General features: G+C 36.1%; 19 protein-coding genes. 7 read left to right on the top strand and 12 right to left on the bottom strand.

All coding sequences use genetic code 11. The features are described 5' to 3' along the window. Positions 1-29: 29 nt before the first annotated feature. The 5 genes from glgB to PRO_RS05290 all read right to left on the bottom strand — a co-directional run bounded on the left by glgB (position 30) and on the right by PRO_RS05290 (position 5,291). Entirely contained in the window at positions 30-2,297 is a 2,268-nt protein-coding gene (gene glgB, locus PRO_RS05310; protein WP_011125230.1) for a 1,4-alpha-glucan branching protein GlgB, read from the bottom strand. Positions 2,298-2,332: 35 nt separating this feature from the next. Then, a complete protein-coding gene (locus PRO_RS05305; protein ID WP_011125229.1) occupies positions 2,333-3,940 on the bottom strand; it encodes a CocE/NonD family hydrolase in 1,608 nt (535 codons plus the stop codon). A gap of 14 nt (positions 3,941-3,954) precedes the next feature. Beyond that, positions 3,955-4,221, bottom strand: coding sequence for a hypothetical protein (locus tag PRO_RS05300; protein WP_011125228.1), 267 nt, complete (start codon positions 4,219-4,221; stop codon positions 3,955-3,957). 64 nt (positions 4,222-4,285) lie between these two features. Further along, positions 4,286-4,714 carry a DUF4332 domain-containing protein gene (locus PRO_RS05295; protein ID WP_052039722.1) on the bottom strand — a complete coding sequence of 143 codons (429 nt, stop codon included), beginning with the start codon at positions 4,712-4,714 and terminating at the stop codon, positions 4,286-4,288. Then, the gene (locus PRO_RS05290) at positions 4,698-5,291 is read right to left on the bottom strand and encodes a Ycf51 family protein (RefSeq protein ID WP_011125226.1); all 594 of its coding nucleotides are present in this window, start codon (positions 5,289-5,291) and stop codon (positions 4,698-4,700) included. The genes PRO_RS05295 and PRO_RS05290 overlap by 17 nt, the downstream gene beginning before the upstream one ends. A 71-nt stretch (positions 5,292-5,362) precedes the next feature. Here PRO_RS05290 and PRO_RS05285 point away from each other — a divergent pair, with 71 nt between their 5' ends. The 5 genes from PRO_RS05285 to PRO_RS05265 all read left to right on the top strand — a co-directional run bounded on the left by PRO_RS05285 (position 5,363) and on the right by PRO_RS05265 (position 12,167). After that, positions 5,363-9,343, top strand: coding sequence for a translocation/assembly module TamB (locus PRO_RS05285; RefSeq protein ID WP_036892267.1), 3,981 nt, complete (start codon positions 5,363-5,365; stop codon positions 9,341-9,343). A gap of 2 nt (positions 9,344-9,345) precedes the next feature. Further along, entirely contained in the window at positions 9,346-9,765 is a 420-nt protein-coding gene (locus PRO_RS05280) for an ROK family protein (RefSeq protein WP_011125224.1), read from the top strand. Between the two features lie 75 nt (positions 9,766-9,840). Further along, a complete protein-coding gene (locus PRO_RS05275) occupies positions 9,841-11,151 on the top strand; it encodes a glutamate-5-semialdehyde dehydrogenase (RefSeq protein ID WP_011125223.1) in 1,311 nt (436 codons plus the stop codon). Between the two features lie 5 nt (positions 11,152-11,156). Next, positions 11,157-11,540, top strand: coding sequence for a dihydroneopterin aldolase (locus PRO_RS05270; protein WP_011125222.1), 384 nt, complete (start codon positions 11,157-11,159; stop codon positions 11,538-11,540). Between the two features lie 3 nt (positions 11,541-11,543). Continuing rightward, positions 11,544-12,167, top strand: coding sequence for an esterase/lipase family protein (locus tag PRO_RS05265; protein WP_011125221.1), 624 nt, complete (start codon positions 11,544-11,546; stop codon positions 12,165-12,167). On the opposite strand, the gene PRO_RS05260 is transcribed toward PRO_RS05265, so the two are convergent. Genes PRO_RS05260 through PRO_RS05230 form a run of 7 tightly spaced genes read right to left on the bottom strand, consistent with a single transcriptional unit; the run spans position 12,129 to position 21,448 of the window. Then, complete coding sequence (locus PRO_RS05260) at positions 12,129-14,255, bottom strand: M3 family metallopeptidase (protein ID WP_011125220.1); 2,127 nt, start codon at positions 14,253-14,255, stop codon at positions 12,129-12,131. The two genes, PRO_RS05265 and PRO_RS05260, sit on opposite strands and share 39 nt — an antisense overlap. 9 nt (positions 14,256-14,264) lie before the next feature. Continuing rightward, entirely contained in the window at positions 14,265-15,836 is a 1,572-nt protein-coding gene (locus PRO_RS05255; protein WP_011125219.1) for an NAD(P)H-quinone oxidoreductase subunit 4, read from the bottom strand. 57 nt (positions 15,837-15,893) lie between these two features. Next, the gene (gene thrB / locus PRO_RS05250; protein WP_011125218.1) at positions 15,894-16,841 is read right to left on the bottom strand and encodes a homoserine kinase; all 948 of its coding nucleotides are present in this window, start codon (positions 16,839-16,841) and stop codon (positions 15,894-15,896) included. A 13-nt stretch (positions 16,842-16,854) separates the two neighbouring features. Then, on the bottom strand, positions 16,855-17,901 hold the full coding sequence (gene glk / locus PRO_RS05245; protein ID WP_011125217.1) for a glucokinase: 1,047 nt from the start codon (positions 17,899-17,901) through the stop codon (positions 16,855-16,857). Between the two features lie 21 nt (positions 17,902-17,922). After that, positions 17,923-19,854 (bottom strand): threonine--tRNA ligase, encoded by a 1,932-nt coding sequence (thrS, locus tag PRO_RS05240; protein ID WP_011125216.1) that lies wholly within the window; start codon positions 19,852-19,854, stop codon positions 17,923-17,925. Next, on the bottom strand, positions 19,854-20,873 hold the full coding sequence (gene trpS, locus PRO_RS05235) for a tryptophan--tRNA ligase (protein WP_011125215.1): 1,020 nt from the start codon (positions 20,871-20,873) through the stop codon (positions 19,854-19,856). Before trpS ends, thrS begins: the two co-directional genes overlap by 1 nt. Positions 20,874-20,878: 5 nt before the next feature. Beyond that, positions 20,879-21,448, bottom strand: a complete 570-nt coding sequence (locus tag PRO_RS05230) for a hypothetical protein (protein WP_011125214.1) — start codon at positions 21,446-21,448, stop codon at positions 20,879-20,881. Between the two features lie 248 nt (positions 21,449-21,696). Between PRO_RS05230 and PRO_RS05225 the strand changes: the two genes are divergently transcribed. Then, positions 21,697-23,043, top strand: coding sequence for a YcjF family protein (locus PRO_RS05225; RefSeq protein WP_011125213.1), 1,347 nt, complete (start codon positions 21,697-21,699; stop codon positions 23,041-23,043). 134 nt (positions 23,044-23,177) lie between these two features. Continuing rightward, entirely contained in the window at positions 23,178-24,050 is an 873-nt protein-coding gene (locus PRO_RS05220; RefSeq protein ID WP_011125212.1) for a metal ABC transporter substrate-binding protein, read from the top strand.

The following is a 24,050-nucleotide window of genomic DNA, read 5'->3' as shown; positions in this document are numbered from 1 at the left end:
TCAGAATAAACTGCTTTCCTAAATATGTATTATTTTTTGTTTTTGCGATATTTTAGAATAAGGACACTTAGAGGAGGAAGAGAAAGTTCAAGCGCATTTTCATATTCATGAATATTCCATTCTGTCGAATACTTCCCACCTAAATTACCAGTATTTGACCCCCCATATTTCTTAGCATCTGTGTTGAATATTTCTGCGTAATATCCAGATACTGGAACACCGACTTTATAATTTGCATGTGTCTCTGGAGTAAAGTTTGCTACAACAACAAGCCATTCACCTGTTGAGCTTTCTCTCCTCATAAAACTAATTACAGAGTTTGTATTGTCTTTACAATCAATCCATTGAAATCCATACTCATTAAAATCATCTTTCCATAATGCGGGCTGTGACTTATATAGGCAATTGAGGTCGTCAATAAGTAATTGAATACCCTTGTGAGGATCATGTTCTAACAGTTCCCATTGGAGATCATCCCAAACATTCCATTCTTGCCTCTGTCCAAACTCCATCCCCATAAATAATGTTTTTTTACCAGGATGTGTCCACATATATGCAAGTAAAGCCCTAGTGTTAGCGTATTTTTTCCAGTCGTCACCTGGCATCTTATGAAGAAGATGACTCTTGCCATGGACTACCTCGTCATGACTAAGAGAAAGCATGAAGTTTTCTGTGTAGTTATAACAAATAGAAAAAGTTACATTGTTCTGATGAAATTGTCTAAACCAAGGATCTATTTCAAAATAATCGAGCATATCGTGCATCCAGCCCATATTCCATTTTAGATTGAAGCCAAGTCCTCCCATATCAGTTGGTTTTGTGACTCCTGACCATGTAGTTGATTCCTCCGCTATGGAAAGTGCCCCTGGAAAATGTTGAAATAGCACATGATTGGCTTGTTGAAGAAAATTAACCGCTTCAAAATTTTCATTACCACCGTCTTCGTTTGGTATCCATTCACCTTCTGGGCGCAAATAATCTTTATAAAGCATCGAAGCAACAGCATCAACTCTAATGCCATCTATATGAAATTGCTCGAACCAATAAACGAGATTAGCTACTAGAAAATTGCGAACTTCATTTCTGCTGTAATTGAAGATCAAGGTACCCCATTCTTTGTGTTCACCTATTCGAGGATCTGCATGCTCATATAGGTGCTTCCCATCAAAAAAAGCAAGACCGTGTTCATCCTTAGGGAAATGCCCTGGCACCCAATCAAGAATTACGCCTATTCCTTCTGAATGACAGGTATCAACAAAAGCTCGAAATTCATCTGGGGTACCGTATCTGCTTGTAGGGGCATACCATCCTGTAACTTGATATCCCCATGATCCATCGAAAGGATGTTCAGATATAGGCATTAATTCAATATGAGTAAAGCCTCTAGCTTTTACGTAAGGAATAAGTTTTTCAGTTAATTCAGGATATGTAAGGAACCTTGTTTCTGGTTTTAAGTCTGCAGCAGGGACAGGTTCTCTAGTAGATCCATCTTTTTCTATATAAGGGGTTTTGTTAGAGGAATGCATCCAGCTTCCTAAATGCATTTCATATACAGAAATAGGTTTATTCAGTTGATCGGTTTTATCTCTCTGAGTCATCCATTTTTGATCTTTCCATTTATATGAATCAAGAGTCGAAACTATAGAACTTTGGGCTGGCCTCACTTCATGTTGAAATCCATAAGGGTCTGCTTTCTCATAACAATGACCTTCTTGAGATCTAATTTCGTATTTGTAAAGGTCTCCTTTTTTTATATGTGGAATAAAAAGTTCCCAAATTCCACCAAGTCGTTTTTGCATGGGATGATGTCTTCCATCCCATGAATTCATGTCCCCAATTACTGAAACACTTCTGGCATTAGGAGCCCAGAGGCAGAACATTACTCCTTCAACTAAATCAAGCTTTGTTTGATGAGCACCCATGCGTCGCCATATATGGTGATGATTTCCTTCTGCAAAAAGGTGTCTATCTATTTCCCCCATCCATTCGTGTCGAAATGCCCAAGGATCATTCTGGGTATGTGATATGCCAGCCCTTTCAACACTTATCTGGTAACTAGACCCTGGATTTTCTTCTAGTGATGTTTCAAAAATCCAGGGATGATTTGGATTTGTTAATTTCTTTTTTCCATCTTTTAAAAGAAGATTGACTGCATCAGCTTCTGGCATCCACACTCTTAATGCCCATTTATTTTCAATTTGTTGTGGACCTAGTACCCCTAAAGGATTGTCATGTCTACATTCTGCAAGCTTTTGCCCTTCATTTGCCAGCCAGTCAATATTAATGCTGGTAGACATGACAAAATAACCAATAGAGAATTGACCTTATCTGATTAAAGGTATTCTTGGGAATCTATGTTAGTAAAAAGAGGTTGGATTTGAAGTCTTGATTGGTTGAGGTCCATAGCAATTGTTGTGATTAAACAATTTGGACTTGGACCAACACATGGATATTTATCTGTGCCTGGATTAACAGCAATAGCTGGCCATGAGGCACCTGAAACGGATATACGCAGTTGAGATCCTTTATGGAAAGTAGCAAGAAATGGTTGAAGAGTTACTTCCCTTTTAAGAAAAATGTGAGGGTCGTTATCCCTAATTCTTAGTACACCTGTTGAAAGTTGTTGAACGTTTGATTGATTTTTTAAAATTATCGATAAAGCAATGAAGAGATCAAAGCCTTTTTGATCTGATGTTGCATGAATACATAATTTTGGAATTCCTTCCAATATTGCATCTTCTTTAAAGGGAGTGCTTGTAAAAGTCGCCACATCTCCTCTTTCATCGATCTTCTTTCTATTTGCTTCTCCAGGGGTAGGACTTAGATGCCCACCAATTGCAGGAACTGGTCGCCATGGATCATGTACAAGGTCTATGTACCCCTTCCCTGGGGGATGAGATCTTAAAAGTCCTTCATCAGTATCTCCACAAGCTAAGCCTTCGCTAGATAAAAACCACGTATTTTGCTTGATTGAGCTTTTTGTCTTCCCAGGGGTTTCCCAAGAGTGAATTGTAAGATTCCAAAGTTTTTTGGAAGGTGTTTTTTTAACTTTTGACTTTTTATCTTTTAGATGAAAATTGAAAAAATCAAGTTGAATTTGATTTGTTCCTTTCCACCATTCAAGATGAGAAGCTGGACCAATATGTATTTCAGGTTGGCCTCCATTGCTAATTGATTTTTGGTAAATGTCCAAAATACCTTTTAGATGTGGATCCCACCAACCGGCTATTAGAAGCATGGGCTGTTTTGTCCATGTTGTTAATGGTTTATGAATTTTCCATTGATTAGTTTTACTTTCAGACTGTGCTAGCCATTTGTAGGCCATGCCGTTGGGATCATATTTCTTAAGAAGCTCAGGACCATTACATAGATAGCTTCCTGTTTGAAGACTTTTACGTATTTCTTCCCATCCCTTTAATTCTTTCAATCTCTTTTGTTTTTGTGCAGCTAATTGAAGTCCCCAAGACAGTCCTATGTGCCACCAATAAGCTCCTCCTTCGCAGCTCCAATGCTCATCCTCGTAAGTACCAGTCATTGCAGGGGCAAGGCAATCAGGTGGCTGACTTCCTTCCTCGCCTAGTAGCTGAGTCAGGCCTTGATATGAAAAACCATAGGTTCCTAAAAGACCATTGCATTCTGGTAAGGATCTAACCCATTGATGAGTTTGAGTAGTATCGGATGATTCTTGATCAAATCCAATAAATTCTCCCTCAGATGCTCCTTGCCCTCGAACATCTTGAACGATTACTAAATATCCATGACTTGCCCACCAAGAAGGATGGGCGTATGTAACTGTAGAAGCTATTTTTCGACCATAAGGTTGTCTCATTAAAAGTGCTGGCCAAGGTCCATCATCTTTTGGCATCCATAATCTTGAGCGAAGTTTTATCCCGTCAATAAGACTTAGGCTTTGATCTTTATATGAAATAGCTTGATTCACAGTTGATTTAAGTATTAATAGATTTCATGACAATACATACCAACGATATAAATAGATAGGATTTCTGCATCTTTAAAGGTTAGATTTTTATCTCTACTAATTTCTTCAATTACTTCTTTAGAGTTAGATGAAATTCCATTGGCATTTAAATTTCTAAACTTATTGCATAGCAATTTTGCCTCTTCAGGATTTCTTTTAACATTTTCCAAAAGCTTAGATTGTCCGTATGCAAAAGATGTTGAAGAAATTAAAGCTATTAATAATGTTGTTAAGTAAGGCATTTTATATAGTTTGTTTTTTAATTGTATTGGATTTAGGATTACTTTAAAAATTAGTTGACTATTGTTAAATAATTTTTTGATTTTCTTTTGCTTTTTCTATCCATTTGTTTATTTTGATTAAATCAGTATTTGATGACCGATTTGCCATTAGCTGTATTTCTAGTCGGCTTATCTTTGTAAGTAAATCTTGAGGAGAGGAATTTGCTAATGCCCTTACTGATGAAATACCGGAGTGCATTAATAATGCTGCTTCTTCCTGTAAAAGGTCTAGTTCACAGATAAATATAGCTATGCATCGTAGGCAGTTTAGATTTCTACTAGTTCCACAACCTTGCTCTATAAGTTTAGTAATATCTAAGTCACCAAGAGTTGCAATTGAATGCCATGAGTCAAAACCTCTTAAAGTAAGTTCTTTCTCTTCTTTCTTAAAAGTTGGGAGAAGTTTTTCTAAGGGCTTTTGAATCTTTTTAAAGTTTTTATAAGAATTCTTCATTATCATTGAGACCTTGTTGAGACGATCCTGAAATTTTATTTGTAGAATTTTCTTCGTCTAGAGCAGGTTCTGATATTTCTTCAGCATCTACTTTTTTTACAGAATAAAAATTGTTTGTTTCAATAGGAATAGTTGTTTTCTGTGTAGGGTCACTAATTACTTCTCCAAGGATTATTGGGCGACTGATTCCATCTCCTGCAGATTCAATTTTACGAATACGAATATTTACCTTTGCTCCATTTCTCCCACTTCCTTTTAGATTCCCCGCAATTTGTTCTAGGGATGGTTGGATGGATTCATCTGGAAATCCTTCTGGAGCCTGAGCTACGACAAGGTCAGCGCCGTTGTCATACACGACAGGTACATAAAGAGCTCCTTCTATATTTACAGGTGGTGAATAGCTTGTTTGAAAAGCAAAGCAGCTTCCGGATAGTAGAAGAGTAAAGATAGATGCCCCAACGAGTCGAAACCTTATTCCCCATCTGAGTAAAAAGGCCAATAATGTACATATACCTAGCCCTATGCCAGCCCAAGCTAGCCAGATAGTTGCCTCCTGTAAGAATTGAGAAATTGACATAAGCTGGTTAAGACTACATTCACTCCTTATAGTTCGTCTGCTCCCTAAAAGACACAGAAAGTTCTAAAGGAGTGAAGATTAAACTCATAAAAGTTAAGAAATGGAGCTTTTTAGGGGCTTTGTTGATTTTTGGCGGCTACTCAATTTTTTCTTATGCAGATAAGGCTTTATCGAAATTTATTTTAAAAGTAAGACCAGATCTAGAAAATAAACTTTCAGATCAATGGGGACGAACTTTAATAATTGGCCCTTATAAAGGTCTTAGACCGTGGGGGTTTGCTGTTGGTCCTTCTAAACTCTTGCAAGGAGTTGAAGATGATTCTTCAGTTGACATTTCAAGCTTGAAAATTCAAATTGCTCCAGTTGCTAGCCTTTTAAATTGGAAACCAGTCGTTATTTTTAGTCCTTCAAAAGCGAAGATTTTTCTGAAGACAAATGAAAATGGAGCTCATTTTGTTTTAGGGAAAACGAAAGGAGGTAAAGCTAATAATTTTGATTTGATAATCAGACTAGATCAATCTTCAGGAATCTTGCTTGATTCTTCGAAAGAAGAAATTAAAACCAAAGCAAATGCTTTCATAAAACTTGTTGATAAAAAGATTAAAGGATCAGTTTCCCTTTCTTTCCCGGATAAAGGAGAATTGTTTCTTAAAGGAGGTGGATATTTGAACACTTTAAGTTTTAGAGGAAAGGCTCGATTCAAAAATTTTAATTTAGAGAGTTTTCAATCTACTATTTTTAATAGGTATAACTTTTTAGCTCGTGGAAGAGTAAACGCAAATATTCGAGTTGGAGTAAAAGAGGAAGACATTAATTGTGCTGGGGGCATCAGATTTGATGGCCTCAACCTGAGATTTGCATCATTAGACTCTAGGACTCTTGTCTCTAAATCTACTTCTATTAGATGTAGGAATAAAACTATAGAAATGCCTAATAGTAAATTTAAATACGGGCTTTGGTCTGCTGATTTAAGGGCTTATATGCCTATTAAGAAAAAAGCTGCATATAAGTTGAATTTGCTTTCTTCAATTCACTCTGAGAGTGATATTAATTCTCCATTAAATATAGAAGCAACTTTACCTATTGGCTTTAATAAGAGCGGACTTTCTTATGGTGAGCTCTTTGCTCAATTAGATCTAAATGGCTTCTCGTTATCTTCTTTAACCTCTTTAATAGGAACCTCTATGTCTGGAAGTCTTTCGACTAGCGGTACGATTAGCGGACCTATTTCTTCTTTGACAAGTAATCTCTCTGTAGAACTTGATAAGCCTCAGATAAGTTCAGTAAGACTTCAAGAGAAATGGCAAGGTAATTTCAAAGGATCACCTGGAGGTGGAGGTGAGCTATCAATGACTTCTGTAGGAGCTGCAGTCCCTGGCACACTTAAGGCGAAACTTAAAGAAAATTGGTCGCTAGATCAACTTGTTCTCAAACGCTTGGGGGGAGTAATTTCACTTGAAAATAAAAAGGATATTTATAGTTGGCAAGCAAAAAACTTTAGATTAGATCGTTTAGAAGTTGCAATACCTCCTGTAAGGAGCTTTAACCGTGTTTTTGGCACCCTGATTGGTGAAGGAACTCTTAAAACGGCACCTCTTTTTGTAGATGGCGAAATAAAATATCGTTATCCCAGGCTTCTGGGTGTTCGTTTAAAAGAAGCAGTTCTTAAAGGTACTTATTCAGAGGCGAAGTATTCTTTATCAGGCGAATTAATACCACCAGATACAGGCAAGATATCAATTAATGCTAATGGAAAAATAGGCGGACCTATTAAGGCTAATGCAATTGCAAAAGGTATAAGTCCTACTTGGTTAACAGATAGTAGTTTGACAATTTCCAAATTTAATTTGTCTCCAGAAGTTGCTTTAGGCACTGCTAAAAATCTAAATGGACTTTTTCTTGCTTCTCCTAAGGATTCGCTTGATAGTCAATTGATTAATTGGGATATTTCGCGAGTTTTTGTGGAAAGATATAAAAGAAAAATTTCAAGCAAGGAAATTATAAATCCATCTGATCTGCAAGGAAACCTAAATGCAGAGGCTAACTTAGAGGGCTCTAAAATCTCCAAATTGAATCTAGAGGTTAAAGCTTCTGGCAAGATATGGATAAAGGGCGATAAACAAAGTGAGGAGAAGATAGAGCCTTTTACAGCATCATTTAAATCATTATCTCTAACTGATAAAGGAGAGTTCAAAATTTTAAATTTACCTTTTTCAATTTTGTCATTATTTTTCACGTCACCTTCTTCTCTAACAGGTATGTTTGGTGTTGTTGGTAGATACAAATATAATGATAATTTGCCAGAATTGTCAGCGGATCTTGTATTAAATAAAGCTAAAATATCTGAAAAAGAATTTGTATTAGATAAAGCAAATATTGTTTTATCTAATTCAATTTTAAACACAGATATATCCATTCGTGAAGTTTCTTCTCTTCAACCAGTAAAAATTGTTGGAAAAGTACCTTTATCAAATGATCTTCCTTTTGATGTCAAAGTAGAAAGCCATGGAGATGGCCTTACCTTTTTAGACGGTTTGTCTAAGGATTTTGTCAATTGGAAATCCGGTACAGCGGACTTAAAACTGATAATTAGTGGGACACGTTCTAAACCAGTAGCTAATGGTTATTTTGTTGTTAGCAATGGAGAATTTTTATTGAAACAAAACCCTGTAAAGGATTTCGATACTAAAATAATCTTTGATTTTAATCAGATAGATTTTCAGACATTAACAGCTCGTATTGGTGATAAAGGTGTTGTTAAAGCAAATGGAGGAATGTATATATTTAGAGATGATAAAGAAATATCAAAAGAGCTAAACTTAGTAATTAAATCTATTGAATTTGATCAAAATAATTTTGATTTTAAAGTTTCTTCAAACCTCAATGTTAAAGGTTCAATTCTTCAGCCTTTGTTAGGTGGTGATATAACTATTGAGCAAGGGTCTATCTCTACAAAAAGATCGCGTGTAGATAAGAAAAATTCCACATCAACTCAAAAGATATCTACTAATTCCACTCAGCGTTACTTTAATCAGCTCCCAGAACAAAATTGGGATTATAAAGACCCTCTTGTACTTTTTATAGAGGATAAGAATTCTCCTGCTAACAAATTACTACGTTCTGGACTCCCCAAAGGTTTGTCTTTTATAGGCTTTGATTCCTTAAAGCTTCGATTAGGCCCTGATTTAAGAATAGTGTCACAACCAATTGCAAGTTTTGATGCTGCTGGAACTTTAATCTTGGACGGAGCATTAGATGACACTCTTGATTTACGAGGACTAATTCGTCTTAGGAAAGGGAGAGTGAATCTCTTTACAACAACTTTTGCTCTCGATACACGAGAACCGAATATTGCTTTATTTGCACCCTCTATGGGATTAATTCCTTATTTGGATATAACAATGACCACTCGTGTTCCAGATGTTATTCAGGACCCAACTAAATTAGACTCTACTAGTGATTTTGCTTCTAATGGCTCTGGAGCTGTTGGCATAGGGGGCTCTAGATTCGTCAAGGTCGAGTTAGTAGCAACTGGACCTGCTGACCGAGTCTCTGAGACTTTTCAACTAAGAAGTACGCCTGCGTTGCCAAAGAGTCAACTGCTTGATCTTATTGGTGGAAACTCTTTGACAATGTTAATGAGTGGTAGTGAGAGAGAAGTTCTTGTGGATTTTTTGAATAGGTCGTTCCTTTCCCCTGCTTTAGGTAATTTAAGTGGTGCTTTTAGTGAAAGAATACAAGTCTCTTTATATCCTGCATTTGTCACTGCTAATGATATAGCTAATGATGAAAGCGAAAATAGTGAGGTAAATGAATTAACTGATTCTGAGGCTAGTGCGGATGATTTATCACCGCAGCAAGCTTGGATAGCGGAAGTTGGTTTTGACTTATCTCAGAGAGTTAACTTTTCAATTCAGACAACACCTAATCGTAAAGATATTCCTCCTCAAGGTACAATCACATTCCAAATTAACCCTAGTGTTGGAGTACTTGGTGCTTTAGATAAAAATGGTAATTGGCAGAGTCAAGTTCAAATTTTTGTACGTTATTAAATATGAAGAAAATAATTTATGATTTTATTGGCTTTGATGTTGGATCTTCATATATAAAAATGCATTGTTTTAATGATCAGCATCTTTGCCATAAGAGGAATTTAACGGTTGATAGTTATTTGACGCCCGGAGCTATTACTGTTTTGCTTTGTGAGGCTATAGATTTATTAGATGATGGAGCTGTAAATTCTATTGTAGTTATTATCCCTGGAGTAATCGATAAAACAGGACGATTTGTTGAGTCTTGGATTGGTAACCCACTTTGGGTTGATATACCTTTAGCAGATTGGTTGGAAATAAGATTGAAAATCAAGGTAGTGCTTGCAGGAAAAAATTCCTTTTCATTTATAAAGGATTTATCTGTATTTTCTTATCATTTAAAAAACAGCTTTTCATTGTTTTATCAATCGTCCTCTTCTTAACCATGCAATGATTTACTAAATTCTAAAAAAATTGCTATTTATGAGGGAGGATGATGTGAATGAACTAATTCTCTAATGGAAAAACAAATTTTGGTCCCATCTCCAACAGATGAATTAGTGAACAGGGCCCTCGAAGTGAAGAGTGCTTCAGTTTCATTGTCGCAATGTTCAAATGATCAGCGTCAAAGCGCATTGATTTTAATGACTGAGGCTTTGAGTTTGAGATCTAGCGAAATTTTGAAAGCAAATTCAGATGATGTCCATCGAGCCGAACAAGAAGGGCTTAATCAAGCTCTTCTTTCAAGACTAAAACTAACTGAAGAAAAATTACGCATTAGCATTGAAGGCATTAGACAAGTGGCGTCGTTGTCTGATCCGATAGGGATACGTCAACTCCACCGTGAACTTAATACAAACCTTTATTTACAACGAGTTACAGTTCCATTAGGGGTTATCGGAGTGATTTTTGAATCTAGGCCTGATGCTGTTATGCAAATTGCTTCTCTAGCAATACGTTCTGGTAATGGAGCAATCCTGAAGGGTGGTAGTGAAGCTAGTTTGACAAATATTGAAATAGTAAAAGCAATGAAAGAAGGACTGAGCAAATCGGATATTCAGCCTGAATCAATATGCTTGTTAAAAACGAGACAAGAGAGTTTAGGCTTGCTTGGTTTAGATGGAATTGTTGATCTAATTATTCCTCGAGGAAGCAATGAATTAGTACGCTTTATTCAAGACAATACTCGCATACCTGTTTTGGGCCATGCTGATGGAATTTGTCATTTATATATTGACTCTGCAGTTAATCTAAATCAGGCCCTAGATATTGCGATAGATAGCAAATGTCAATATCCGGCAGCATGTAATGCTATTGAAACTTTGCTATTACATAAAGATATCGCTGCTTCTTTTCTTAAATTAGCTATTCCAGCGTTTGAAAAATTGGGAGTCACTCTTTTAGGAGATGAATTGTCTCAGTCTTTTGGAATTATTACAAAGGCAGAAGAAAGTGATTGGTCTACTGAATACCTTGACTTAAAACTTTCGGTAAAAGTCGTTTCATCAGTAGATGAGGCGATGCTTCATATACGTCGCTATGGATCTAGGCATACTGATGCTATTGCGACTACAAATAAGGAAATAGCCAGGAGGTTTCTGCGCACAGTTGACAGTTCAGGAGTTTACCATAATTGTTCTACTCGCTTTGCAGATGGATTTCGTTATGGTTTTGGAGCAGAAGTTGGTATTAGCACGCAAACACTTCCACCTAGAGGCCCAGTCGGCTTAGATGGATTGGTTACCTATAGATATTTCTTAGAAGGAGATGGGCATATTGCAGAAGATTTTTCTAATGGTAAGAAGACTTTTTCTCATATTGATTTGTAACTCTAATGAAACCTCCTACCTTTAGTTCAATACATGTTGAAGGTATCAATCTCTGGGCACATGTAGGTGTATTAGAGAAAGAACGTTTGTTAGGACAATTATTCCTTTTAGACTTTACTCTTTGGCTGGATTTAGAAACAGCTTGTAAGAGTGACGATCTGTCTTTATCTGCAGATTATAGTCTTGCTATCAAAAGTCTCCAACAACTGTCATTTCAGATCAGGTGTAAAACTATTGAATATTTCAGTGAACAAATTTTAGATCGACTTGAAATGTTATATGGAACTGTTCCCATTCGAATTTCACTTGAAAAATGTTATCCGCCAATTGATGGCTTTACTGGAAGTGTTTCTATTCAAAGAAATAGGAACAATCCTCCCTTTAAGTAACCTATGCCTATTTTAGATCGCCCATTAGTCTTAGTTCATGGGCTCTGGAATACTCCTCAACTTTTTAAACGCTTAGAGGATAGATTAAATCAACCACAATCTTTTGTATTAGCACCCCATTTACCGCATGATTGTGGGAGAATAAATATACGTAAATTGGCAGTAGAACTTGATTCTCAAATTACTCGAACATTAGGTCCTGATGTATTAATAGATCTACTTGGGTTCTCTATGGGTGGTTTGATAAGTAGAGTCTGGCTTCAAGAGATGGGAGGCTATCAAAGAACTAGGCGATTTTTTAGTGTAGGTAGTCCGCACTACGGAACATTAACGGCTCAACTTGTACCTGCCAATATTTTTGCCGGAATCGCAGAAATGAAAGTAGGCAGCAAGTTGATTAAATCATTAAATAATGATTTAACTAACCTTCAGAAACTTAATTGTAGAAGTTATTTCTGTAAATTTGATTTAATGGTTTTCCCTGGGTTTAGAGCAGTTTTGCCGATAGGACCTTCTATATCATTGCCTGTATTTACTCATAAAGCGCTAATAAAAAAATCAGTAGCTATTGAAAAGATAACCTCAGATTTATTTGATAGCTGTTCTAAGTCCACAATGTTTGATTAATGCTTCGCTAGTTGCAGGTCTTCCTCTGAATGATTGGAAGATTTCATTTGGTGATTTGCTTCCTCCAAGGCTGAGTATTGTATCCCTGAATCGTTTCCCAATTAATCTAATATTTGATTCATTGTCTAATCCAGCTTCTTCGAACGCCGAAAATGCATCTGCACTTAGTACTTCAGCCCACTTATAAGAGTAATAACCTGCTGAATATCCACCAGCAAAAATATGACTAAATGCGCATAAGAATTGATCTTCTGGAATAGGCTCTATTACACATGTTGTCTTAGCTAGATTCCTTCTAAGTTCATCTGGAGTAATCCCTAGATTATCGTTCCAAAGATTATGTAGACGTATATCAGTTAAAGCAAAGTGAATTTGTCTTAACGTATTAAGTCCTGAATTGAAGGTTTGATTTAGTCTTAATTTTTGAAATTCTTCATTAGGAAGTGGTTGCTTAGTCTCCCAATGCTTTGCAATGTCGTTGATTGTTTTCTCTTCTAGGCACCAATTTTCCATAAATTGGCTAGGGAGTTCAACTGCATCCCATTCCACATTATTGATCCCTGCTGCTTTTGGATATTCAACTTTTGTAAGCATGTGCTGTAGGCCATGTCCGAACTCATGAAATAGGGTTTTCACTTCTTCAAAACTCATCAGACTGGGGAGTCTTTCAGTTGGCGGTGTTTGATTACAAACTAAATATGCCACTGGTATTACGACGTCTCCATTATCTAATCTTTCTTTTGTTAGGCATTCGTCCATCCATGCACCTCCTCGTTTACTAGCAGGTCTTGAGAATGGATCTAAGTAAAAGGAAGCAATGTGTGTATCATCTTTATCTAACACATCATATAATTCAACATCTTTGTGCCATACAGGATACTTTGCGCTACATGGTTTTATAGAGATCTCGAATAGTCTTTCACATAACCTAAATAAACCATTAAGTACTTGAGGAAGTGGGAACCAAGCTCTTAGATTTTCTTGATTGAGATCAAATAGCTTTTGCCTTAACTTTTCTGACCAATAATTGACATCCCAAGGAGCTAATTTATAGAAGTCAGTACCAGTTTCATCGGCAGCAAATAACTCTAATCTTTTTATTTCTTCCTTGGCAGCTGGCATTGCTGCGGATCTGAGTTCTTCAAGCAATTCTTCTACTTGAGATACATTACTGGCCATTTTGCTTGACAAGCTTATTTCAGCCCAGTTTTTGTAGCCAAGAAGTTGAGCTTGGTGTTTTCTAATTGAAAGAATTTGTTCAATTAACTTTTGATTATTTAGCTTTCCACTACTGGCTCTACTTATGTAGGCTTTATAAATAATTTCACGCAAGTGCCTATTCTTTGAGTATGTAATAAAAGTGGTATAGCTTGGCATGTCTAGACCTAGTAGCCATGGACCTTTTTCTGCTGAAGGTCCTTCCCCCCTATTTTCTTGAAAAATATCATCAGCTTCTTTTGCAGCTTTTGCCATTGCTTCTAGGCTACGTTTTGGTAGCCCTTCTATCTGTTCAGGTTTTGTTAGTAGAAGTTTCCATTCTTTTGTTGCATCTAATACGTTATTACTAAAGATATTAGAAAGTTCCGCAAGACGTTCACTGTTAGAATTAAATATTTTTTTGTCTTCACCTGTTAAACCTACACCTCTATTCTTCATTGATAGTAATTCTGATTCAAGAATTCTTAGCTGTGTGTTATCTAGAGATTGTTTGTTTTTATTGAAAAGGTTTAAGAGTGCATTAAATAGTACCTTGCTTTGACCCAATCGATTGCCAAATCGAATTACTTCAGGCTGTTGATCAGCATAGACTTTTCTTAGTTCAGGAGAATTAGATACTCCATTTAAATGTGAGACAATTCCCCAGCTCCAGCGAAGCTTCTCTTCAATTTTGTACAAAGGGTTTATTAGATCTTCCCAAGTTAAAGCTTTTTCTGAGATCAACTTCTCTTTTAACTCATTTTCTAAAACATCAAATTCCTTGTGAAGTATATTTAATAGAGTTGGAATACATTGCTCAATTTCTAGACTAGTAATCTCTTCAAAGAGTGGTAATCCTTTACCAATCAATAGTGCTGGAAGTTTTTGCATTTCTTTCTTTTAATTTAAATATACTATTGGTGCAATAGTTATTAAATTGCTAGCAAGCAAGTTACTTGCAATCGCATCAGTAGATGTTTCAAATAAATCTGTAGCGATTCTAGGCCAAAAACCTATGAATAATGTTGGTACTAGAAGACTTAAAGCTATTAACAGCTCTCTGGAGTTCATTTCTTCAACCATTGCTAAGGCTGGTATCCTAGGCCCAAAAAACACTCGTCTGCACATTGATAAAAGGTAAACAGGAGTAAGTACAAGTCCTATTGCAGCAATTAGTATTGAGATAGATCTGAAAATCGAAGTAAAGGCATCTTGACTAGTTATACCAAGGAAGATTGTTATTTCACTAACAAATCCACTCATGCCTGGAAGAGCTAAGGAGGCTAACGAACTGGTGAGAAAAAGAGCAAATGTTATCGGAAGAGCCTTTGCTAGTCCTCCCATATTTGGTATTGAAAGAGTATTTGTTCTTTCGTAAAATGAACCTGTTATAAAGAACATTGCTGCAGCAATTAGTCCATGACTGATCATCTGAAGCATTGCCCCATTAATACCTAAAGTGTTTATAGCTCCTATACCTAATAGAACAAAACCCATGTGACTTACTGAACTGCAAGCAATTCTTCGTTTTACATTGTCTTGAGCAAAAGCATTTAATGCTCCATAAATTATATTTACTATGCCTATTACTATTAATGCTGGTGATAATTGAATATGAATTTCAGGGAACATTTGTACATTAAATCTAATCAATGCATATCCACCCATTTTTAGAAGTATTCCTGCTAATAACATTGAAACTGGAGCATTTGCCTCGCCATGTGCATCAGGCAACCATGTATGCAGAGGGAAAATAGGTAGTTTCACACCAAAACCAATTAAGAACCCCAAATAACAAAGTAATCCAAAAGTGCCAGAGGTTGATCTTGCTGTTAGTTCACTAAGATTTAAAGTAAAAGAATCCCCTGATAATGCCAATGCAAGACCACTAACAAGTATTAACAATGAGGCAAGTGCTGTATAAAGTATAAATTTAGTTGCTGCATATAATCTTTTTCTACCTCCCCATATTGCAATTAATAAATATACAGGGACAAGTTCTAATTCCCAAGCAAGAAAGAAAAGCAGAAAGTCTTGAGATAGGAAAACCAAAGCTTGCGCTGATGCCTGAATTAGTAATAGTGAGAAATAAAGTTTTGGTTTGTTAGTAATTTTCCAACTAGCTGTAGCTGAGAGAAGTGTTATTAGGCCACTTAAAGCAACAAGTGGTGCTGATATGCCATCAACTCCTAAGGACCATTCAAGTCCTATTGAAGGCAACCAAGTTGTTCTTTCAATTAATTGCAGATCACTTGATTGACTTGTAAATAATTGACTAAGAACAAATAGTATTATTAAAAAGTCGAATGCAAGTACACCAATAGCAATATTCCTAAAGAGATCAGGACTTTCGTCTTGTTTTTGAGGCAAGAATTGAATTATTAACGCACTAACTGCAGGAAGCAGAACAATTAAAGATAGCCAAGGGAAGGATGAGCTGGACGCAGCTGTAGTTATTGTATTTGCGTCCATAATCTTGAAGACATGAGAATGAACCTTATCAGCACTTGTGCTATTTAGTAAGTAGAACTACTTACTTTGATTAGAATACCAAGTGGAGCCTTTGGTTTGTAGGTTAAGTAATGGAGCTCGACTTGCAACACCTTCACTTTCCCAGGCTTTCACCATAGCTTGACTTATATTTCTACCTTTATCTTCCTTACATAAGGCGAGAATGCTTGGACCTGCACCACTAATGGCGCATCCAAAGGCTCCAGCATTAATAGCTGCTTCGCAAACCTGAGCACCTCCTTTAATTAATTTCCATCTATAAGGCTCGTGCAAACGATCATGCATTCCATCAGTAATAAGGTCTTGTCGACCTGTTCTAAGACCATTAAGCAAGAGTGTTAAAGAACCTAAGTTCATAACAGCATCCCCTAAAGGTACTGTCTTAGGCATGACTCTTCTTGCTTCACTCGTGCTTAAACGTAAGGAAGGAATAGCAACAACAGCTTTTATAGAATCGTCCCAATCACATTTAACAACTCTCCATCTCTGAGAGGCAGCTTTTGCAGTAAAACATAAACCGCCTAGAAGTGATGGGACTACATTGTCTGGATGACCCTCAATATCAATAGCAAGTTCAAGAAGCTTCTCTTTGCTTAATGGATCATTTATTAGTGCATTTGCTCCTACAAGTCCTGCGACGATAGCTGTAGCACTACTTCCAAGTCCCCTTGCAGGTGGAACTGCTAATTTTACTCTTGCTTCTAGAGCAAAGGGCTCTACTTCAGCTGCTTTCCAAACCCTTTGAGCTGCTCTATAAAAGAGATTTTCTGGTCCTCCTCTTAAATGATTTCCTTCAGTACTTTCCATTATTAATTCAAATCTCTCGCTATCTCCATCAATTCTTTTGATGGTAAAAAAGTTTGTAAGACTTAGAGCTGCTCCTAAACAGTCAAATCCTGGACCTAGATTCGCTGTTGTGGATGGCACTTCCACTAATACTTTTTTACCTATTGGCGGCTGAATCATTATTTTGAACTATTCAGTTTATTTTGACATTAGACTTGGTCATTAGATGAGCTTTACATGCAGCTCCAAATAGCCCAGCCTCTGGGTCTATTAAGACCATTATTGGTAGTTTCTCAAGATATTCTGAAAAACGACCTTTGTTTTTCAAGGAGTTTAGAAATATTTCTGATGAAAGGCCATCTAAATGCTTTATCGCCGTTCCACCTCCAATCCAAAGCCCTTCTGTAGATAGTTCTTGTAATGCAAGGTCTCCAGCTGCAGATCCGTAAGCACTAAGCCACATTTCTAGAACTTCTCGCATAATTGGATCGCCTCCTTTGGCTGCGATTGATACTCTTTCAGGGAGTAACTTGTTGTTGAAATTATGAGAATTGTTGGCTTCTATAATGCTTAATATTGGATGAGACTTAGTATCCTCTTGGCTTAATCTCCAACGAGCAATATTTGCAAGACCAGTTCCACTTACTACTCTTTCTATGGACAATCTGGTTAGTTTTAGATCTTTTTTAAGCCATTGGCATAGTTCCCATTCCTTATTATTTCGAGGGGAGAATTCTCTATGTCCGCCTTCACTAGGGATTGCTTTAAGACCTGATTTAGTTATTATGCCTCTTGCCATACCAAGACCTGTACCAGCTCCAAGAATTGCAAAAATGGAACCTTCCTTTTGATAATCTAAATTTGTTTTTAAGGATTGAATGTACTTATATTGTTTTTGTTGCAGATAAGGTATTGCATATACCAAGCAAGAAAAATCATTTAACAAGATAACTTCATCAGTATTAAGTGTCTTGCAAAGGGATTCTTGACTTATTTGCCAATTTAAATTAGTTAATTTAACAATTTTATTATTAATTGCACCCGCAACACCAATACATGCATATTTTGGTGTAGTTATGTTTGAAGGAAGATTGGCTATAAAATCTTTTAGCATTAAATCAAAATTATCCCAATCTTCAGATGAATATTTTGCTTTATACAATTGTTTTATTTGTCCCTCATATCTAAAAACCCCAAGTAACGTTTTTGTTCCTCCTATATCAGCTGCTAATAAATTCATTAATTGATAAAAAATTCTACACTATCTTTTAGGAACAGGCTTATAATTACCTTTTAAAGAGATGGCTTCATTAATTATTTCTTGAAATTCAGTTAATTTCATAGAACCCATGTCAATTCCATGCATAGTTCTTACGGAAACAGTTCCTTCCTCCTGTTCCTTATCACCAATTATTAATAAATAAGGTATTCTCTGAAGAGTATGTTCTCGAATTTTTAGACCTACCTTTTCATTTCTTGTATCGTAAGTTGCTCTGTAACCTCTTAACATCAATAGATTAGAGATTTCTTTGCATTTAATAGAATTTCTATCAGTTATTCCAATTACTATTACTTGTATTGGTGAAAGCCATGGAGGGAACTTGCCTTCATATTCTTCAATTAATATGCCAATAAATCTTTCAAAAGAACCTAGGATTGCTCTATGAAGCATTACAGGTACTTTCTTTTGACTATTTTCATCTATATAACTAGCACCAAGTCTGTGTGGCATAGAAAAATCGACTTGGATGGTACCACATTGCCAAACTCTGTCTATACAATCTTTTAATGAAAATTCTATTTTGGGGCCATAAAATGCTCCTTCACCTGGTAAGTATGACCATTCAAACTTCTTTATATTCAATGCATCGGCTAGTGCTTTTTCTGATTTGTCCCAAATCTCATCGCTCCCTACTCGTTTTGTTGGCCTTGTAGATAATTTTATGATTATTGATTCAAATCCAAAAGCTTTATATACATCAAAGACTAGATCTATAAATTTAGAAACTTCATCTTGAATTTGAGCTTCAGTGCAAAAAATATGAGCATCATCTTGGACGAAATTCCGAACCCTCATTAAGCCATGGAGTGCGCCTGATGGTTCATTCCTATGGCAAGATCCAAATTCTGCAAGTCTAATTGGAAGATCCCTATAACTTTTTAGACCTTCATTGAAAACTTGAATATGACACGGACAATTCATTGGTTTAATTGCATATTCTCTATTTTCTGAAGTTGTAGTAAACATATCTTCCTTAAACTTATCCCAATGACCTGATTTTTCCCAAAGAGATCTGTCTACTGTTTGAGGTGTTTTTATCTCTTTGTAATCATTTAATATAAGAGTTTCACGTATAAAACTTTCCAATACTTGATAAATTGACCAGCCTTTAGGATGCCAGAAGATCATTCCAGGAGCTTCTTCTTGAGTATGAAATAAATCAAGTTTTTTACCAATCTTCCTATGATCTCTTTTTTCAGCTTCTTCTATCTTGAGTAGATAGGCTTCAAGTTCTTTGGTGCTTCCCCATGCAGTGCCATAAATTCTTTGAAGCATTTCATTATTTGAGTCTCCTCTCCAATAAGCACCAGAGACTTTCATTAAGGAAAAAGCTCTTAAATGTTTTGTATTAGGAACATGTGGACCTCTACACATATCAATATATTCTTGATGTTTGTAGAGTTTTATAGTTTCGTTGTCTGGGATTTCATCTATTATTTGAACTTTATATGCTTCATCTCTATCTAAGAATGTTTTACGAGCTTTCTCTTTAGAAACTTCTTCTACTACTACATCATAGTCTTGCTTTATGAGCTCTTTAATTCTTAACTCTATTTGATTTAGATCATCAAGCGAGAATGTATCTTTATAGGCTATATCATAATAAAATCCATTTTCAATTACTGGACCAATTGCCATTTTTGCGTCGGGATATAATTGTTTAATTGCGTGACCTAATAGATGAGCAAAGGAATGACGTATAATATCAATTCCCTCCTTATTCTTAGATGTAATAATATTTATATTTGCGTTAACACTTATAGGAATACATGTATCGACCAGTTCACCATTTACTTCTCCAGCAATTGCAGCTTTTGCAAGCCCCGGCCCTATTTCTGCTGCAATTTCAGCAATAGTTACAGGAGTAGAATAAGTTCTCTGTGCTCCATCAGGTAATGTAATTATTGGCATCAACTTATAGGTTTATCTAGAAAACCAAGAGCATTTCTAACTCTTTTTAAGGTTTGGTTAGATATGGTATTTGCTTTTATATAACCTTTATTGAGAATATTATTTAGCTCTGTTTTATCTTTTATTAATGAATAATATTTTTGTTGAATTGGATTAAGTGATTCAATTATTGCATCAGTAAGTATTGGTTTGAATTTACCCCAACCTATATTTGAGAACTCTTTTTGTACAGCTTCTCTATTTTGATTCGATACCATTGAATAAATACCTAAAAGATTATTTGCTTCTGGTCTTTGATTATTATCAAACTCTAGACCCAAAAATGAATCGGTTTTTGCTCGTTTTATTTTTTTCTTAATAATTTCCGGACTATCTAATAGTGCAATTCTACTATTTTCATTTGGATCACTTTTGCTCATTTTCATATTTCCATCAATTAAACTCATTATTTTGCCTCCTTCTTTCATAATTAATGGTTTAGGAATTTTTAGTATAGACTTACTTTCTTTATTGAAACGAGAATTAACTCTTTGTTGGGCAATATCTCTAGCAAGTTCTAGATGTTGTTTTTGATCTTCACCAACAGGAACTAAATCAGCATCATATAAAAGAATGTCTGCTGCCATTAGTACAGGGTAGTCGAGCAATCCTATTGATACATTGTCTCCTTGCTTTATAGCTTTTTCTTTGAATTGGATCATTCTTTCCATCCAATTTAATGGAGTTACACAATTGAGAAGCCAACAAAGTTCACTATGGGCTGAAATATGACTTTGAACAAAAATCGAACATTTTTTAGGATCCATTCCACATGCGACATAAAGTGCTGCTGTTCTCAATGTGTTTTCTTTTAGTTGTTGAGGATCATGTGGAACAGTAATGGCATGAAGGTCTACGACGCATACATACGTATCATATTCATTTTGCAAAGATACCCAGTTACGAATAGCTCCTAACCAATTGCCAATATGAATTGCCCCAGTTGGTTGAACACCAGATAAAACTCTTTTTTTAGTCACTAGCTTTATTCTTCAGTTGGCATAGATTTTTCTTTTTCATTAGTAACGTCTTTATCAGTCTCTATAGATTTAGCATCATTGAGCTCGTCTTCTTTTTTAGACTCTATTGAAGATTCTGTATTCAATTCTTTTTCTTTAGAAGATTCTTCATGTCCATCTTGAATTGGCTCTGCTAATTGTGATTCTGGTTTGGATGGTCTTGCAAATGGATTTGGCTTTGCTTTTTTAGTCGACTGATAATTATTACTTCCACCATTTCTCTCAGGTTGATTATTGTTAGCTGCTCCTCGTGGTGAATTGGATCTATATTCATTGAGAAATTCATCTAGTTTCCCTTCTTCCAGTAATTGACCAAGGGTTCGAATTGCAAATCCTAGAACTGCAACGGTAGATCGTAAGTTAAAGGCCTCTTGTATGGCTCTTGAAGCTTTCATTTCATTATCACTTAGTCGAATACGGAAGCCCCCACCTTCTCTGTTTCCGCCACCTCGACCACCCCTGAATCCAGCCCTTCCTCCATCTCGATTGCCATCAAAGCTTCTTCCTTTTTGAGGATCGCCGTAGGAATCACCCATTACATCAAGTCTCTAGTGAGTATAGATAATTAATTTTGGCGCATGATCGGCCTTATTGAGAAGGTTTAGATGAACTCGTTGAGCAGATTCACACTTTTTGTTTTAAGAGATTTAAATTTTTAACGAATGACTGAATTGAACTTTGTAAGAGGTTTTATTGCAAACCCTATAGTCTCAATGCCTTTTAGGTTGTTGGATTTGCTTTAATAATTTTATTGAGCTAATTAAGAAGGGGGTTATGTAATTACATGAAAAATTTTCTTGAATCTTTCAAAATTCCTTCTTTACCAGTGGGTAAGGTTGGAATTCTCCTTGGATCATTTATAGCTGGTCAATGGGTAGTTAGTGACTTGATTCATATTCCTTCAGGAGGAATTGCTGTATTTGTTGCAGGTGCAGGTATTTTGTTTTTGTCTAAGCCTTCTTCGGTTTCTTTTAACTCACCATCAACTGTAAAAGGATGGATTAAGCGTTGCAATGCTGTTTTAAAACAATTTGAATTTCTGGAAGAGCCATCTGAACATTTTTTAAAGGCTACTCAAAGGGCGGAATCACTTCAAGAGATTCTTACTAGGGATGCTTCTCAATCTCTTTCTGTACTAAGCACTAAAGGAATTGATTTGCCTCAAAATGATTTATTGCAGTCAGCTCTAAAATGTTCTAGCCCCTTAAATTTATCTTGTTCCGCATCACTTCCTATTGATAATCAATCATGGGAATTCCCTTCACATCTTTTTGAACAAGATTTAATTCTTTATTATTTGCCACTCCCTCTTCGGGCAGTTGATTTGTTATGGCTTGAAAAAGTTCCACAAGAATTGCCGTCGTGGATAGCAGTTAATTTTGACGATCAAGATGACTGGCCTGATCAATTAAAAGCACTTCAATCTCAATTGCCAGAAAGATGGATAAACCGAGTTTTAAAATGCGATGAATCTCTAGAAAATATGAAGAAAGCTCTAACCCCAGTTAGGCGGTGTTTAGAACAACCTAAAAAGAATGTTGATCAAACTCGTAGAAGATTACTTTCAAGGCTTCATTCCTCATGGCAGGCTGATTTAGAGGGCTTGAGAAGAACTAAATTCCGTGACATTCAAAACCGTTCTCAATGGCTTGTAGCAGGAGCGGTTTTTGCTTCTCCAGTTCCTTCTACTGATTTGTTATCCGTAGCAGTTGTAAATGGTTTAATGATCCAGGAAATGGGCAAATTATGGTCATGTGATGTTAAACCTGATTTATTAAATGCTGTCGCTCGTCAACTGGCTATAGCTGCATTATCTCAAGGGGTTGTTGAATGGAGTGGACAGGCCCTTCTTGGGGTCGCCAAGCTTCATGGAAGCACTTGGTTGGCAGCAGGTGCTATTCAAGCAATTAGTGCTGCTTATCTAACTAGAGTTGTTGGAACTTCAATGGCAGATTGGATGGCATTGAACAATGGAGTTTCAAAGCCAGATTTAGAATTGCTCAAGCTCCAAGCTCCTGCTCTAATAGCTCAAGCTGCAGAAAAAGAAAAAGTTGATTGGACTAGTTTTGTAAATCAATCCAGGGATTGGATTAAAGAACAGCTAAAGGATCAGAGAGCAGTTATTACTTAATTAATCTAAATCTATTTACTTAATGTGTAATAATACAACCCAGGTTTATGGTAAATTATATTAACTAATAGATTTATATTATCATCACTAAATATTTCTCAAGGCTTTCATTAATTCTAACAATCTCTTTATTGATGCTTTCTTGTAAGGCGACAGTTGAAAGAAGTTACTCATCTAAGGATCCGGACAGACTTAAAGTTTTAACTACTTTTACTGTACTTGCAGACATTGCTAAAAATATAGCTGGAGATCGATTAGATGTTCAATCTATTACTAAGCCAGGTGCAGAGATTCATGGATACAAGCCAACACCAAGTGATTTAGTTAATGCAGCAAATTCTGACTTGATTCTAGAGAATGGCTTTGGTCTTGAGCTTTGGGCTAAGAAATTCATTTCTTCATTAAATAAGGATATCCCGACTGTAGTTTTATCAGAAGGAATGGAACCCTTAAATATTGCAGGAGATGCTTATAAAGGTAAGCCTAATCCACATGCATGGATGTCACCAAATAGGGCCTTACATTACGTAGACAAGATCGTCAAAGCATTTATTTTCATTGATCCAGAAGGTAAAGCCATTTATTTAAAAAATGGTCAAGCATATAAGCAGGAGTTGTTGGCATTAGATAAAGAATTGTCATTTGCACTGAAGTCAATTCCTTCAAAAAAAAGAATATTAGTTAGCTGCGAAGGAGCCTTATCTTATTTAGCTGAAGACTATGGATTTGAAGAGGCTTATTTGTGGCCAGTTAATGCCGAGAGTCAAGTGACCCCTAGAAGAATGGAGCGGCTCATAGCGAAAATAAGAGAAACCAAAGTCCCTGTAATATTTTGTGAAACCACTGTGAGTGCCAAAGCACAAAAGGAAGTTGCGAGAATCACTAACACCAGTTTTGGTGGTAAATTTTATGTTGATTCATTGTCAGATTCGGACGGACCAGCCTCAACATTCCTTGACCTTCAACGACATAACGTACAGTTAATTCTTGAAGGTTTTTCTAAATAA

The sequence above is a fragment of the Prochlorococcus marinus subsp. marinus str. CCMP1375 genome, from assembly GCF_000007925.1.
GTDB classification, from domain to species: domain Bacteria; phylum Cyanobacteriota; class Cyanobacteriia; order PCC-6307; family Cyanobiaceae; genus Prochlorococcus_E; species Prochlorococcus_E marinus.
Note: the sequence above shows the minus strand (reverse complement) of the source record. Positions and strands in the feature narration are given on the sequence as shown.